Below are 14,958 nucleotides of genomic sequence, written 5' to 3'. Positions count from 1 at the left end.
CCTGTTGCCGCTACTGGCGGGAGGCCCGCCGATGCCGTTGAACCCTGACTTCGTGGGCAAGCAGTACCCGGACACCGAGCCGTACCTGATCGGCCGAGAGAAGGTGCGCGAGTTCGCGACTGCCATCGGTGACCACAGTCCGGTCTTCCACGACCTTGCTGCTGCGGCGGCACTCGGCTACCGCGACCTTCCGGCCCCGGCCACGTTCGCGTTCGTCGTGACCCAGCGGGCCATGGCTGCGGCCATGTTCGACCCCGAGCTCGGTTTGGACTATGCGCGGGTCGTGCACGGCGAGCAGGGGTTCGACTACCATCGCCCCCTGCAGGCCGGGGACGAGGTCCTCGTGCGGGCGCACATCGCCGACATCCACACGCGTGGCCGCAACGAGTTCCTGGTCACCCAGGCCGACGTCATCACAGTCCAGGGTGAACTCGTTGTCAGAACCCGCAGCGTGGTCGCGAGCCGGGGGACAGCCGCATGAAGACCGGAGACGTCCTGACCCGCACGGCGCACATCCAGCGCGTGAACCTCGTCATGTACGCCGGTGCCAGCGGGGACTTCAACCCCATCCACTGGAGCGAGTCGTTCGCCAAGGCGGTGGGGCTGCCCGACGTGATCGCCCACGGCATGTACACCCAGGCCCAGCTCAGCCGCCTGCTCGTGGAGTGGGCCGGGGACCCGGGGCGCATTCTGAGTTTCTCGGTCCGGTTCTCCGCGCCGGTCGTGGTGCCCGACGCCGGCGGAGCCATCCTGCAGCTGCGGGCCGAGGTCACCGGCGTCGAGAACGGGGTGGCGACGATCCAGCTGGCCGCGGTGTGCGAGGGCCAGGACGTGGTGAAGGACGCGGTGGCCACCATCCGGGTGGCCTGAGTGCGCCTGTCGGAGCTGACAGCCATCCAGCTCGGAGGTCCCGCGGAGGTCGTGTCCGTGGACACCCAGGCCGGCTTGGTGCAGGCCCTGACCGACCTGCCCGGGGCGCGCGTGCTCGGCGGCGGCAGCAACGTTGTGGTGGCCGACGCCGGGGTGCCCGAGCCGGTCATCCGCATCGCGACGTCGGGGTGGCAGCGCCACGGCGATCAGTTCATCGTCGCGGCAGGGACGGTGTGGGACGACTTCGTGGCAGCCATGATCGCCGAGGGCCGTTACGGCGTGGAGGCACTGTCCGGCGTCCCGGGCAGCGTGGGCGCCACCCCGATCCAGAACGTGGGGGCCTACGGTCAGGAGGTCGCCGGCACGATCGCCGGCCTGCGGGTCGTGGATCGCGCCACCGGCGAGATCACGACCTGGCCGGCCGCGCGGGCGGGCTTCGGCTACCGCGACAGCATCTTCAAGCGCGAGCCCGGAATGCGGGTCGTGCTCGCGGTCGCCTTCGACCTGCCGGTCGGTGACAGTTCCCCCGTGCGTTATGCCGAACTCGCGCGTTCCCTGGGCGTGCCAGTCGGTGCCCGCGTCCCGGTGGCGCGGGTGCGGGAGGCGGTGCTGGAGCTGCGGCGCGGCAAGGGGATGGTCCTCGACGACGGGGACCCTGACACTTGCAGCGTCGGGTCGTTCTTCACCAACCCGCTGGTCGAGGTGCCGCCCTCCGGTGCGCCGGGATGGCCGCAGCCCGACGGTCGGGTCAAGGTCAGTGCCGCGTGGTTGATCGAGAACGCGGGTGTGCACAAAGGTTTCCACCTGCCCGGCTCCCGGGTCGCCGTCTCGTCGAAGCACACCCTGGCCCTGACCAACCGGGGCGGCGGCACGACCGAGGAACTGCTGGGCCTGGCCCGCGAGATCCGGCGGCGGGTGGCTGAGCGCTTCGGAGTGCGGTTGGAGGCGGAACCGGTGCTGTGGGGGTGCGCCCTCTGAACAACCGCGCCGGGGTCTTTGTGACGAAGGTGGGGTGTCCTGGACCCGGTTTGTGACGATGGTGCGGGCTGTGGCGCGGCTGATCGCTCACCGTCGTCGCAAACGGCGGCGGTGCCCCCGCACCTTCGTGACAATCGCCGTTGTGGGGGTGCGCCCTCTGAACAACCGCGCCGGGGTCTTTGTGACGAAGGTGGGGTGTCCTGGACCCGGTTTGTGACGATGGTGCGGGCTGTGGCGCGGCTGATCGCTCACCGTCGTCGCAAACCGCGGCGGTGCCCCGCACCTTCGTGACAATCGCCGTTGTGGGGTGCGCCCTCTGAACAACCGCGCCGGGGTCTTTGTGACGAAGGTGGGGTGTCCTGGACCCGGTTTGTGACGATGGTGCGGGGTGTGGCGCGGCTGATCGCTCACCGTCGTCGCAAACCGCGGCGGTGCCCCCGCACCTTCGTGACAATCGCCGCCTCGCCGCCCACTACTCGCTGAGCAGAGTCGCGATCCGCTGCACGCCCTCGACCAGGTCGTCGTCGCCCAGCGCGTAGGACAGACGCAAGTACGCGGGCGTGCCGAACGCCTCACCGGGCACCACGGCGACCTCCGCCTCCTCGAGGATCACCTCGGCGAGTTCGGTCGACGTCTGCGGCACGTGGCCACGGATGTCGCGGCCGAGGACGCCCCGCACGCTCGGGTAGGCGTAGAAGGCCCCCTCCGGGACCGGGCAGGTGACCCCGGGGATGCCGTTGAGCATCTCGACGATGGTCAACCGGCGGCGGTCGAAGGCCTCCCGCATCATCTGCACCGCAGACAGGTCCCCGGTGACCGCTGCCAGCGCGGCCTTCTGAGAGACGTTGGCCACGTTCGAGGTGGCGTGCGACTGCAGATTCGTGGCGGCTTTGATCACGTCCTGGGGACCGATCATCCAGCCCACACGCCACCCGGTCATCGCGTAGGTCTTGGCCACCCCGTTGACGACCACGCAGGTGTCGGCGATCTCGGGCACCTCCACCGGCATCGACGAGAATCGGGCGTTGCCGTACACGAGGTGCTCGTAGATCTCGTCGGTCACCACCCAGATCCCCTTGTCCGCGGCCCAGCGACCAATGGCGGCCACCTCGGTGGGGGAGTACACGGCGCCGGTGGGATTCGAGGGAGAGACGAAGACCAGCAGTTTGGTGTTGGGGTCACGGCCTGGTCGAGGTCCGCGATCGACACCCGGTAGCCGGTGTCCTCGGTGGTCGGGATGACCACCGGCACTCCACCCGCCAGGCGGATGGACTCGGGGTAGGTGGTCCAGTACGGCGCCGGCAGAAGCGCTTCGTCGCCGGGGTTGAGCAGTGCCGCAAATGTGTTGTACAGCGCCTGCTTGCCGCCATTGGTCACGAGCACTTGGTTGGCGTCCACCGCGAAGCCGGAGTCGCGCGCGGTCTTCGCAGCGATCGCCTCGCGCAGTGCGGGCAGGCCACCCGCGGGGGTGTACCGGTGCATGGCGGGGTCGGTGCAGGCCTGCCGGGCAGCCTCGACGATGTAGTCGGGGGTGGGGAAGTCCGGTTCGCCAGCACCGAAACCGATCACGGGACGGCCCGCGGCCTTCAGCGCCTTGGCCTTGGCGTCCACGGCCAGCGTGGCCGATTCGGAGATGCTGGCGATCCGGCGGGAGATGCGGGGCTGAGCCATGTCTGTATCTTGGCCGAACGCGGTGGGCGGGGTCGACCCCTGGGAGGGGTTCGCGTATCGTGGTCGGTGGTGACCGCGTCACTGTGCGGCAGCCTGCCCACTTCCTTCCGAAGCCGGTCCACGGACCACGGATGGGTGTGGGTCGGAGGTCACCATAGGGTCGTAGCTCAATTGGTAGAGTCCCGGTCTCCAAAACCGGTGGTTGGGGGTTCGAGTCCCTCCGGCCCTGCAAGGCAAGGAAAGGAATGTCCTCGTGAGCGAGCCGACCACTGACGGCGCTGGTGCCCCGACCCCGAAACGGGGCTCGAAGCAGCAGCGCAAGGGTCTGTTCGCGCGCATGGCACTTTTCCTGCGGCAGATGGTTGCCGAGCTGCGCAAGGTCATCTGGCCCACGCGCAAGGAACTGCTCACCTACACCTGGGTGGTGCTGGTGTTCGTCGTGTTCATGGCCGGGCTGATCGCCCTGTTCGACCTGGCGCTGGCGCGCGTGGTGTTCGCCATCTTCGGCGAGTGAGAAGAGCGAGGATATGTCGATGCAGACCCCGGACGAGTGGCCGGCTGACGAGCAGGCGCCCGTGGCCGACGTCGTGGAGACCGAGGCCTTCGAGGCCGTCGAGATGCCCGACGGCACCACCGTTGTCGGACAGGTCGACGTGCAGCGCGCCGACGACGGCTCGGTGGTGACCACGCGGACCGAGGCGATCGGTGAGCCCGACGGCACCGTGACCGTCGACGAGACCGTGACCACCGAGGTGCCCGACGGCAGCGTCGTGCGCGAGGAGGTGCACGTCCACGCCGACCCTGAGGGTGATGTGCACGTCGACGAGATCGCCATCCTGGAGGACGCCCACGGTCGCACCACGGTCAGCGAGCACTCCGAGGAGATCAGCGGCGAGATCGTCGTGGATCCGGAGACGGGCGAGATCGTGGAGGTCGTCGAGGAGGAGGAGATCGACCCGGTCCAGGCCTTCCGCGAGGAGCAGCTGAGCCTGCCTGGCGACTGGTACGTCGTGCACTCCTACGCCGGTTTCGAGAAGCGCGTCAAGACGAACCTGGAGACCCGGATCAACACCCTCAACATGGAGGACTACATCTTCCAGGTGGAGGTCCCCACCGAAGAGGTCGTGGAGATCAAGCAGGGACAGAAGAAGACGGTCAAGCGCAACAAGTTCCCGGGCTACGTGCTGGTGCGCATGGACTACACCGACGACAGTTGGGGCGCCGTGCGGCACACACCTGGGGTCACCGGTTTCGTCGGCAGCACCCACGAGCCGGTGCCACTGACCCTCGACGAGGTCGTACACATCCTGGCGCCCAAGCCTGAGCCGAAGAAGGCTCAGACGGAGGCTGCGGGACCCGCCGCGCTGGGTCAGACGGCCCAGAAGGTGACCGAGGTGGACTTCGGTGTCGGCGACTCGGTTACAGTTATTGACGGACCGTTCGCGACGTTGCACGCAACAGTCAGCGAGATCAACCTCGACGCCCAGAAAGTCACGGGCCTGGTGGAGATCTTCGGCCGTGAGACGCCAGTGGAACTCAGTTTCAGCCAGATCGAGAAGAACTAGACGAGCAGGAACGAAGGAACCGTAATGCCTCCCAAGAAGAAGGTCGCCGGTCTGATCAAGTTGCAGATCCAGGCAGGTCAGGCCAACCCCGCGCCGCCGGTGGGCCCAGCCCTGGGCCAGCACGGCGTGAACATCATGGAGTTCTGCAAGGCCTACAACGCCGCCACAGAAACCCAGCGCGGACAGGTGATCCCTGTCGAGATCACCGTCTACGAGGACCGCTCGTTCACGTTCGTGACGAAGACGCCGCCAGCGGCCAAACTCATCCTCAAGGCCGCGGGTCTGCAGAAGGGCTCCGGCAACCCGCTGCAGCCGGTCGGCAAGATCAGCAAGGCGCAGGTCAAGGAGATCGCCGAGACGAAGATGGACGACCTGAACGCCAACGACATCGACGCTGCGATGAGCATCATCGCCGGGACCGCCCGTTCCATGGGCGTGACCGTCACCGACTGACGCACCACCACCGTGGGAGGGGCCGCATCGCCCCGCTGACCACACGACGTAAGGAGATGACGATGCGACACGGAAAGAAGTACAACGAGGCGGCCGCCACCATCGACCGCGAGCAGGTCTACCCGCCCGCGGAGGCCGTCGTGCTGGCCAAGTCCACCGCCAAGGGCGGCTTCGATGCGACCGTCGAGGTCGCGATGCGGCTGGGCGTGGACCCCCGCAAGGCCGACCAGATGGTCCGCGGGACGGTGAACCTGCCGCACGGCACCGGCAAGACCGCCCGTGTGCTGGTCTTTGCGCAGGGCGCCAAGGCCGAGGAGGCGCAGGGCGCCGGTGCCGACTACGTGGGCTCCGACGAACTGATCGACAAGGTGGCCGGCGGCTGGATCGACTTCGACGCGGTCGTGGCCACGCCCGACCTCATGGGCAAGGTCGGCAAGCTCGGCCGGGTGCTCGGTCCGCGCGGTCTGATGCCCAACCCCAAGACGGGTACGGTCACCATGGACGTGGCCAAGGCCGTCTCCGACATCAAGGGCGGCAAGATCGAGTTCCGCGTCGACAAGCACTCGAACCTGCATTTCATCATCGGCAAGGTGAGTTTCACCGACGACCAACTGTCGGAGAACTACGCCGCAGCCGTGGACGAGATCACGCGGCTCAAGCCGTCAGCGGCCAAGGGCCGGTACATCAAGAAGATCGTGATGTCGACCACCATGGGTCCTGGCATCCAGGTGGACCCGGGTCGCAGCCGCGAGTCCTGATCAGCAAAGGGACCCCCGGCCTGAAGCGCCGGGGGTTCTCCTCTGCCCGGCGCTCTGACAACCGACTTGGCCCACCCGCGCCCCCCGCCCGGCACCCGCCTATGTAGACTGAACGAGAACCATAGACCGCCGGTCGCCGTAGTTCAGGCACAAATCCAGCGCAGGTGAAGCTCCTCCCGAGCCCAGGCCTGTGTGCCTGGGCTTTCGTCGTCCGGGAGGAAGGAAACCCATGGCACGGCCCGACAAGCAAGCCGCCGTCAGCGAGTTGACCGAGTTGTTCCGCAACTCCACCGCGACGGTGCTCACGGAGTACCGCGGGCTCACGGTGGCCCAGCTCAAGCAACTGCGCGGCAGCCTGGGACAGAGCACCACCTACGCCGTCGTCAAGAACACCCTGACCCGGATCGCGGCGAAGGACGCCGGACTCGAAGGCGTCGAGGATCTGCTCGTCGGCCCGAGTGCGATCGCCTTCGTCGACGGCGACCCGGTGGAAGCGGCCAAGAGCCTGCGCGCGTTCTCCAAGGAGCACCCGGCCCTCGTGATCAAGGGCGGCGTGATGGAGGGCAAACTGCTCTCCGCCGACGAGGTCAACCGGCTGGCCGACCTCGAATCCCGCGAGGTGCTGCTGTCCAAACTGGCCGGTGCGATGAACGCCTCCCTGCAGACCGCCGTCTCCCTCTTCGCCGCGCCGCTGTCGCAGACTGCGCGCGTCGTGGAGGCCCTGCGCGCGAAGGTCGAAGCGGAGGGCCCGGCAACCGAGGAACCCGCCGCCGAAGAGCCGGCTGCAGAGGCGACCGCCGAAGAGCCAACTGCTGAGGCAGAGGCGACCGAAGAAACCCCGTCCGAATAACCCTCCCACCCCGATCTTCCGGCCCGAGCCGGAGAAGTAGAAAGGAACGCCGACCATGGCGAAGCTGTCCACCGAAGAGATGCTGGACGCATTCAAGGAAATGACCCTGCTCGAGCTCAGCGAGTTCGTGAAGGAGTTCGAGGAGACCTTCGGCGTGACGGCCGCTGCTCCGGTCGCCGTGGCCGCCGCGCCGGCCGCCGGTGGTGCCGGTGCCGAAGCCGCCGCCGTGGAGGAGAAGGACGAGTTCGACGTCGTCCTCGAGGCCGCCGGCGACAAGAAGATCCAGGTCATCAAGGAGGTCCGGGCGCTGACCAGCCTCGGGCTGAAGGAGGCCAAGGACCTCGTCGAGGGTGCCCCGAAGGCGGTCCTCGAGAAGGTCAACAAAGAGGCTGCGGACAAGGCCAAGGAAGCCCTCGAGGGCGCCGGCGCCACCGTCTCGGTCAAGTAGCACCTGCGTCGCGCAGCCGCTGCCCGGTACCCACGCGGGCGGCGGCTGCGCGCGTTCCTTGACGTTTGCGCGCTCAGGGGTCATCATTGTGTGTTGGCCCCCCGTGTTGTACTCGAAACCACCTCAGTTATTCTGGTGTTCTGCGCATGCCATGGACAGTCCGCTTGACCCTGTCCGGAGACCCCATGTCTTCCGGGCCGGCTTTCTCGGCATGTCCTGACCTGTGCGACCACCACACCGCGAGCCTCGGAAGGATCTCACTTGGCTGCCCGCGTTAACACCTCCGTCCCGCACCGCGTTTCGTTCGGCAAGATCCGCGAACCCATCCCCGTCCCCGACATGCTCGACCTGCAGACCCAGTCCTTCGACTGGCTGCTGGGCAACGAGGCATGGCAACAGCGAGTCCAGGCAGCTGTGGACGCCGGCCGCACCGACATCCCCACGACCAGTGGTCTCGAGGAGATCTTCGAGGAGATCAGCCCCATCGAGGACTTCAGCGGTCAGATGTCGCTGTCGTTCCGCGAGCACCGCTTCGAGGAGCCCAAGTACACCGAGGCGCAGTGCCGAGAGAAGGACCTGACCTACTCGCAGCCGCTGTTCGTCACCGCGGAGTTCTTCAACTCCGAGACCGGTGAGATCAAGTCGCAGACGGTCTTCATGGGCGACTTCCCGCTCATGACCGACAAGGGCACGTTCATCGTCAACGGCACCGAGCGCGTCGTGGTCTCGCAGTTGGTGCGCTCGCCCGGCGTCTACTTCGAGAAGACCTCCGGCAAGGCGCTGGACAAGGACATCTTCTCGGCCAAGATCATCCCCAGCCGCGGCTCGTGGCTCGAGTTCGAGATCGACAAGAAGGACATCGTCAACGTCAAGATCGACCGTAAGCGCAAGCAGCCGGTGACGGTTCTGCTGAAGGCGCTGGGTCTGACCCCCGAGGAGATCGCGCAGCGGTTCGGGCAGTACGAGTCGATGCAGTTGACGATGGAGAAGGACGCGATCGGCAGCCAGGACGAGGCCTTCGTCGACATCTACCGCAAACTGCGCCCGGGGAGCCGGCATCCATCGAGGCTGGCCGCAACCTGCTGGAGAACTTCTACTTCAACCCCAAGCGCTACGACCTGGCCAAGGTCGGAAGGTACAAGGTCAACAAGAAACTCGGCACCGGCGAGGAGCCGCGCAAGACGACGCTGTCCACTGAGGACATCGTGCGCACCGTGGAGTACATGGTGCGCTTGCACGCCGGTGAGACGACCATGCCCGACAGCGAACTGCGCGTCGAGGTTGACGACATCGACCACTTCGGCAACCGCCGACTGCGGACGGTGGGGGAGCTCATCCAGGGCCAGATCCGCATGGGTCTGTCGCGCATGGAGCGGGTGGTCCGCGAGCGGATGACCACGCAGGACATCGAGGCGATCACGCCGCAGACGCTGATCAACATCCGTCCGGTCTCAGCCGCGCTGAAGGAGTTCTTCGGAACCTCGCAGTTGTCGCAGTTCATGGACCAGACCAATCCGCTGGCCGAACTGACGCACAAGCGGCGACTCTCCGCGCTTGGGCCCGGGCGGGCTGAGCCGGGAGCGGGCGGGCTTCGAGGTTCGCGACGTGCACGCCTCCCACTACGGCCGGATGTGCCCGATCGAGACCCCGGAAGGCCCGAACATCGGCCTGATCGGATCCCTGTCGACGTTCGCCCAGGTGAACGCGTTCGGCTTCGTCGAGACGCCGTACCGCAAGGTCATCAACGGCAAGGTCACCGACGAGATCGAGTACCTCACGGCCGACGAGGAAGACCTGTTCGTCATCGCGCAGGCGAACGCCAAGATCGACGAGTCCGGGAACCTGGCGGAGGACCGCGTCCTCGTGCGCGTCGAGCCGGGAGAGGTCGACTACGTGCCGCCCACCGAGGTGGACTACATGGACGTGTCGCCCCGACAGATGGTGTCAGTGGCCACCGCCATGATCCCCTTCCTCGAGCACGACGACGCGAATCGCGCGCTGATGGGGCGAACATGCAGCGCCAGTCCGTCCCGCTGCTGCGCAGCGAGGCGCCGCTGGTGGGTACGGGCACCGAGTACCGCGCCGCCAAGGACGCTGGGGACGTCGTCGTCGCGCACACCGGCGGCCAGGTCACCGCGGTCAGCGCCGACGCGATCGAGGTCACGCAGGACGATGGGCAGGTCTACACCTACCGGGTCCTGAAGTTCCGCCGTTCCAACCAGGGGACCTCGTACAACCAGGCCCCGATCGTCACTCTGGGACAGCGGGTCGAGGCCGGCCAGGTCATCGCAGACGGACCGTGCACCGACCTCGGTGAACTGGCCCTGGGGCGCAACCTGCTCGTTGCGTTCATGCCGTGGGAGGGCCACAACTACGAGGACGCGATCATCTTGTCCCAGCGCCTCGTGCAGGACGACGTGCTGACTTCGATCCACATCGAGGAGCACGAGGTTGACGCCCGCGACACCAAACTGGGCGCCGAGGAGATCACGTGGGACATCCCGAACATCCCCGAAGAGGTCCTCGCAGACCTCGACGAGCGCGGGATCGTGCGCATCGGTGCCGAGGTCGGCCCCGGTGACATCCTGGTCGGCAAGGTCACGCCCAAGGGTGAGACCGAGCTGACCCCGGAGGAGCGCCTGGTGCGGGCCATCTTCGGTGAGAAGGCCCGCGAGGTGCGCGACACCTCGATGAAGGTGCCCCACGGCGAGAGCGGCGTGGTCATCGACGTACGGGTCTTCGACCGTGAAGAGGATGACGAACTGCCCGGCGGTGTGAACCAGCTGGTGCGGGTCTACGTTGCGCAGAAGCGCAAGATCACCCAGGGCGACAAAATGGCCGGTCGCCACGGCAACAAGGGCGTGATCGCCAAGATCCTGCCGGTCGAGGACATGCCGTTCCTGGAGGACGGCACCCCGGTCGACATCGTGCTGAACCCGCTCGGCGTGCCAGGGCGTATGAACGTCGGGCAGATCATGGAGACGCACCTCGGGTGGGTCGCCCATCAGGGCTGGAACGTCGTCGACGACTCCCGAGTGGGCCAAGAACCTGCCGGCGGAAGCCCGCCGGCCCCGCCGAGGACGCGGGTCGCCTCGCCGGTCTTCGACGGGGTCGAGAAGATGAGATCAGCGGCCTGCTGGAGTCGACCCTGGTCTCGAGGATGGCGAGCGGCTGGTGAACAACGAGTCCAAGGCATGGCTGTTCGACGGCCGTTCCGGGGAGCCGTTCCCGGACCCGGTCGCGGTCGGATACGTCTACATCCTGAAACTGCTGCACCTGGTGGACGACAAGATCCACGCCCGCTCCACGGGGCCGTACTCGATGATCACCCAGCAGCCGCTGGGTGGTAAGGCGCAGTTCGGTCGGCCATCGACATGAAGGACACCGACGACGAGTACTTCCGGGCAGCCGAGGAGTTGGGTATCGACCTGTCGAGGCGTGAGCCGAGCAGCGTCGAAGAGGTCTGAGGACCAGCGGCGGGCGACTGCCAGACAAGGCCAACAATCAGTCCACAAACGAGACAGCAAAGGACCACCACGTGCTGGACGTGAACTTCTTCGACGAACTGCGCATCGGCCTGGCCACCGGCGATGACATCCGGGCCTGGTCGCATGGCGAGGTGAAGAAACCCGAAACCATCAACTACCGCACGCTCAAGCCGGAGCGCGACGGCCTGTTCTGCGAGAAGATCTTCGGACCGACTCGCGACTGGGAATGTTACTGCGGCAAGTACAAGCGCGTGCGCTACAAGGGCATCATCTGTGAGCGCTGTGGCGTCGAGGTCACCCGTTCCAAGGTGCGCCGCGAGCGGATGGGCCACATCGAACTGGCCGCACCGGTGGCGCACATCTGGTACTTCAAGGGTGTGCCCAGCCGGCTGAGCCTGCTGCTGGACATCGCTCCGAAGGACCTCGACAAGGTCGTCTACTTCGCGGCCTACATGGTCACGAGCGTCGACGAGGATGCGCGTCACCGCGACCTGCCGTCGCTGGAGACCAAGATCGGCATGTCCAAGAAGCAGTTGGAGAACCGCCGCGACGACGAGATCAACAAGCGCCAGGAGAAGCTCGAGGAGGACCTGGCCAAGCTGAGAGGCCGAGGCGAAGGCCGACGTCAAGAAGAAGACGCGTGACTCCGCCGAGCGCGAGATGAACCAGATCCGCAAGCGCTTCGACAAGGAGATCGACCGTCTCGACGCCGTCTTCGACCGCTTCCGCACCCTGAAGGTCCAAGACCTCGAGGGTGACGAGCAGTTGTACCGCGAGATGCGCGACCGGTTCGGCAAGTACTTCGAGGGCTACATGGGCGCCCAGGCGATCCAGGAGCGGCTCAAGACGTTCGACCTGCAGGCCGAGGCCGAGACCCTGCGCGAGATCGTGCGCACGGGCCGCAGCGCCAAGAAGGTGCGTGCCGTCAAGCGCCTCAAGGTCGTGGCAGCTTTCCTGAACACGACCAACTCGCCGCTGGGTATGGTGCTCGACGCGGTGCCGGTGATTCCGCCGGACCTGCGCCCGATGGTGCAGCTGGACGGTGGCCGGTTCGCGACCTCCGACCTCAACGACCTGTACCGGCGTGTGATCAACCGCAACAACCGGTTGAAGCGACTGCTGGACCTCGGTGCCCCCGAGATCATCGTGAACAACGAGAAGCGGATGCTGCAGGAGGCCGTCGACGCACTGTTCGACAACGGCCGCCGTGGCCGGCCGGTGACCGGACCGGGCAACCGGGCGCTGAAGTCGCTGTCCGACATGCTCAAGGGCAAGCAGGGGCGGTTCCGCCAGAACCTGCTGGGCAAGCGCGTGGACTACTCGGGCCGCTCGGTCATCGTGGTCGGTCCGCAGCTGCAACTGCACCAGTGTGGTCTGCCCAAGCAGATGGCGCTGGAATTGTTCAAGCCGTTCGTGATGAAGCGACTCGTGGACCTCAACCACGCGCAGAACATCAAGAGCGCCAAGCGGATGGTGGAGCGCCAGCAGCGACACGAGGTGTGGGACGTCCTCGAAGAGGTCATCACCGAACACCCCGTGCTGCTCAACCGGGCACCCACGCTGCACCGACTGGGCATCCAGGCCTTCGAGCCACAACTGATCGAGGGCAAGGCCATCCAGATCCACCCGTTGGTGTGTACCGCGTTCAACGCGGACTTCGACGGTGACCAGATGGCCGTGCACCTGCCGCTGAGCGCTGAGGCGCAGGCGGAGGCCCGGATCCTGATGCTGTCGAGCAACAACATCCTGTCCCCGGCGAACGGCAAGCCGATCACCACGCCGACGCAGGACACGGGTGCTGGGGCATCACTTCCTCACCTCCCAGCTCGCTGGCGCCGCCGGTGAGGGCAGGGCCTACGGTTCCATCGCCGAGCCCTCATCGGCCCGCGAGCCACGCTGACCTGCACCTGCAGGCACCGGATCCTGTTGCGCATCGAAGGTCCCAACGAGGGCCGGGCGGTCGGAGACGACGCTGGGCCGCGCGCTGTTCAACGAGTGCGCTGCCGGAGGATCATCCCCTTCGCCAGCGAGCAGGTGGACGCGGGCTGGCTCAGTGCCCAATGCTCAACGATCTGTCGGAGCGCTACAGCAAGGCAGTCGTCGCCCAGACCCTGACGAACTGAAGGGCTCGTTTCCACTGGGCCACCTGCCCGGTGGTCACTGTCCATCTCCGACTTCCATGCCGGAATCCATGCCGTAGCTGCTCGCTGCGCCGAGGCGTGAAGGCCGAGAAGGTGGAGACGCAATTCCACCGTGGCCAGCTCGACGACCTCGATGGGCGCCGCGACCTGGAGAACATCTGGCGGGGGGAGACCAAGCGACGAGGTCGCGTCAGCGGGGGCTGAGAACTTCCCCGAGCGCAACCCGGTGTGGATGATGGTGAAGTCCGGTGCGGGCGTGGAACATGAACCAGATCAGCCAGATCGTTGGTATGCGCGGCCAGGTGGCTGACACCAGGGTGATGACGACCGTCCGGGCTTGATCAAGAGCAACTTCCGCGAGGGTCTGAGCGTGCTCGGGCGGGCTTGGCATCCCACCGGGACGGTGCGCGTAAGTGGTTCGGCTGACACCGCGCTGCGCACCGCAGACTCCGGGTACCTCACCCGGCGCCTGGTGGATGTGTTTCTGCAGGACGGGATCATCCGTGAGCGCGACTGTGGCACTGAGCGCAGCATCGAGGTCGAGATGGCGCGGGACGGCATCGTCGGGGAGCATGGACACCGGGCCTCGGTGGCCACGCGCACCCCAAGCTCCAGGACGTCGAGTGGATTGGGGCAAGGTCGTCGCCGAGGCCGGCCCGGAACCGGCCACCCCGATGATCACGGCGCGCGCTCGCCGAGCAGGGGGTCGAGAGGATCCGCGTGCGCAGCGCGTCAGCGATTCCGCGAGAGAGCAAGGTCGCGTGTGCGCTCTGCTGGCGGCCGGTCGCTGGCCACGGGCAACTTCGTGGACGTCGGCGAGGCCGGTCGGCATCGTGGCGGCGCAGTCGATCGGTGAGCCGTGGGAACGCAGTTGACGATGCGTACCTTCCACACCGGTGGTGTGGCCGGTGAGGACATCACTCACGGTTTGCCGCGTGTGACCGGAGTTGTTCGAGGCTCGACCCCGAAGGGTCTGGCCCCGATCAGCGAGGCGACCGGAACCGTGACCATCGAGGAGACTGAGAAGACCCGCAAGATCGTGGTGACGCGCCTGACGACGGAGCGGACCCGATCGAGCAACCCAGGGTCCTGCAGAAGGCTGCAGCGCGAGGTCGAGGACGGCGCACCACATCGGGGTGGTGCACCAAGTCGACCGCCGGTAGCAAACAGGGATCCTGCGGATCCTGACCCCTGCGTCAAAGTAGCAGCACCTGGTTGACCAGGTACAGGCGGTACCGACCGCAGGGGTGTCCATCCAAAGCGAGCACATCGAGGTCATCGTCCGGCAGATGCTCAAGCGCGTCACCATCATCGAGCCGGGGAACTCCCGTTCGTGACCGGTGACGGGTCGTGGAGATGTCCTCGTTCCGCGAGGGGAACCGGACGGTCGTCATGGAAGGCGGGGGACCCCGGCCTCCGGTCGTCCTGAGCTCCATGGGTATCACCATAGCCCTCGCTGGCCACGGAATCGTGGTTGTCCGCGGCCTCCTTCCAGGAGACCACCCGCGTGCTCGCTCGAGGCCGCCATCCAGGCCAAGAGCGACCCGCCGCGGGCCTGAAGGAGAACGTGATCCTCGGCGGGGTTCATCCGCCGGGGACGGCCTGTCGGAGTACCGGCAACCCCCAGGTCCAGCCGACCCAGGAGGCGATGCCGTCTCGCGCAGTACCGGGCGTACGACGACTTCTCCTACGGGCACTTCGACGACGTGACTGCGCCAGCGTGCCGCTGGACGACA

General features: G+C 66.8%; 11 protein-coding genes, 1 tRNA gene and 3 pseudogenes. 14 read left to right on the top strand and 1 reads right to left on the bottom strand.

What is annotated here, in order from left to right; all coding sequences use genetic code 11:
• Positions 1-31 precede the first annotated feature (31 nt).
• The 3 genes from IPG68_15190 to IPG68_15180 are packed head-to-tail and all read left to right on the top strand — an operon-like array spanning position 32 to position 1,848.
• On the top strand, positions 32-481 hold the full coding sequence (locus IPG68_15190) for a MaoC family dehydratase N-terminal domain-containing protein (protein MBK6764514.1): 450 nt from the start codon (positions 32-34) through the stop codon (positions 479-481).
• Entirely contained in the window at positions 478-870 is a 393-nt protein-coding gene (locus tag IPG68_15185; GenBank protein ID MBK6764513.1) for a dehydratase, read from the top strand. Before IPG68_15190 ends, IPG68_15185 begins: the two co-directional genes overlap by 4 nt.
• Positions 871-1,848 carry a UDP-N-acetylmuramate dehydrogenase gene (locus IPG68_15180; GenBank protein MBK6764512.1) on the top strand — a complete coding sequence of 326 codons (978 nt, stop codon included), beginning with the start codon at positions 871-873 and terminating at the stop codon, positions 1,846-1,848.
• Between the two features lie 472 nt (positions 1,849-2,320).
• Here IPG68_15180 and IPG68_15175 read toward each other — a convergent pair.
• A pseudogene (locus IPG68_15175) lies at positions 2,321-3,519 on the bottom strand (pyridoxal phosphate-dependent aminotransferase).
• A gap of 156 nt (positions 3,520-3,675) precedes the next feature.
• On the opposite strand from IPG68_15175, the gene IPG68_15170 reads away from it, so the two are divergent.
• The 11 genes and pseudogenes from IPG68_15170 (at position 3,676) to IPG68_15120 (ending at position 14,441) form a co-directional block, all read left to right on the top strand.
• A tRNA-Trp gene (locus IPG68_15170) sits at positions 3,676-3,748 on the top strand.
• A 108-nt stretch (positions 3,749-3,856) separates the two neighbouring features.
• Positions 3,857-4,033 carry a preprotein translocase subunit SecE gene (secE, locus tag IPG68_15165; protein ID MBK6764511.1) on the top strand — a complete coding sequence of 59 codons (177 nt, stop codon included), beginning with the start codon at positions 3,857-3,859 and terminating at the stop codon, positions 4,031-4,033.
• Positions 4,034-4,136: 103 nt separating this feature from the next.
• A complete protein-coding gene (nusG, locus tag IPG68_15160) occupies positions 4,137-5,084 on the top strand; it encodes a transcription termination/antitermination protein NusG (protein ID MBK6764510.1) in 948 nt (315 codons plus the stop codon).
• Positions 5,085-5,108: 24 nt separating this feature from the next.
• Positions 5,109-5,537 carry a 50S ribosomal protein L11 gene (rplK, locus tag IPG68_15155; GenBank protein MBK6764509.1) on the top strand — a complete coding sequence of 143 codons (429 nt, stop codon included), beginning with the start codon at positions 5,109-5,111 and terminating at the stop codon, positions 5,535-5,537.
• A gap of 62 nt (positions 5,538-5,599) precedes the next feature.
• On the top strand, positions 5,600-6,295 hold the full coding sequence (gene rplA, locus IPG68_15150) for a 50S ribosomal protein L1 (GenBank protein ID MBK6764508.1): 696 nt from the start codon (positions 5,600-5,602) through the stop codon (positions 6,293-6,295).
• A 229-nt stretch (positions 6,296-6,524) separates the two neighbouring features.
• Positions 6,525-7,145: a 50S ribosomal protein L10 gene (rplJ, locus tag IPG68_15145; protein MBK6764507.1), complete on the top strand. Its 621-nt coding sequence runs from the start codon at positions 6,525-6,527 to the stop codon at positions 7,143-7,145.
• 55 nt (positions 7,146-7,200) lie between these two features.
• A complete protein-coding gene (rplL, locus tag IPG68_15140) occupies positions 7,201-7,593 on the top strand; it encodes a 50S ribosomal protein L7/L12 (GenBank protein ID MBK6764506.1) in 393 nt (130 codons plus the stop codon).
• A 339-nt stretch (positions 7,594-7,932) separates the two neighbouring features.
• Positions 7,933-10,971: pseudogene (gene rpoB, locus IPG68_15135) on the top strand (DNA-directed RNA polymerase subunit beta).
• Positions 10,972-11,131: 160 nt separating this feature from the next.
• Positions 11,132-12,954 (top strand): annotated as a pseudogene (locus tag IPG68_15130) (DNA-directed RNA polymerase subunit beta').
• A 605-nt stretch (positions 12,955-13,559) separates the two neighbouring features.
• Positions 13,560-14,078 (top strand): hypothetical protein, encoded by a 519-nt coding sequence (locus IPG68_15125; protein ID MBK6764505.1) that lies wholly within the window; start codon positions 13,560-13,562, stop codon positions 14,076-14,078.
• Positions 14,079-14,099: 21 nt separating this feature from the next.
• Entirely contained in the window at positions 14,100-14,441 is a 342-nt protein-coding gene (locus IPG68_15120) for a hypothetical protein (protein MBK6764504.1), read from the top strand.
• Positions 14,442-14,958: the final 517 nt, after the last annotated feature.

The sequence above is a fragment of the Micrococcales bacterium genome, from assembly GCA_016703125.1.
Classification (GTDB): Bacteria; Actinomycetota; Actinomycetes; order S36-B12; family UBA10799; genus JADKAV01.
This window is presented reverse-complemented; position numbering and strand designations above follow the sequence as displayed.

Excerpts from the sequence above, each read along its gene's own strand:
- IPG68_15190 (MBK6764514.1), top strand. The coding sequence starts at position 32 with ATGCCGTTGAACCCTGACTTCGTGGGCAAGCAGTACCCGGACACCGAG.
- rplK (MBK6764509.1), top strand. The coding sequence starts at position 5,109 with ATGCCTCCCAAGAAGAAGGTCGCCGGTCTGATCAAGTTGCAGATCCAG.
- rplL (MBK6764506.1), top strand. The coding sequence starts at position 7,201 with ATGGCGAAGCTGTCCACCGAAGAGATGCTGGACGCATTCAAGGAAATG.
- rplJ (MBK6764507.1), top strand. The coding sequence starts at position 6,525 with ATGGCACGGCCCGACAAGCAAGCCGCCGTCAGCGAGTTGACCGAGTTG.
- IPG68_15185 (MBK6764513.1), top strand. The coding sequence starts at position 478 with ATGAAGACCGGAGACGTCCTGACCCGCACGGCGCACATCCAGCGCGTG.
- nusG (MBK6764510.1), top strand. The coding sequence starts at position 4,137 with ATGCCCGACGGCACCACCGTTGTCGGACAGGTCGACGTGCAGCGCGCC.
- rplA (MBK6764508.1), top strand. The coding sequence starts at position 5,600 with ATGCGACACGGAAAGAAGTACAACGAGGCGGCCGCCACCATCGACCGC.
- secE (MBK6764511.1), top strand. The coding sequence starts at position 3,857 with ATGGCACTTTTCCTGCGGCAGATGGTTGCCGAGCTGCGCAAGGTCATC.
- IPG68_15120 (MBK6764504.1), top strand. The coding sequence starts at position 14,100 with ATGCGTACCTTCCACACCGGTGGTGTGGCCGGTGAGGACATCACTCAC.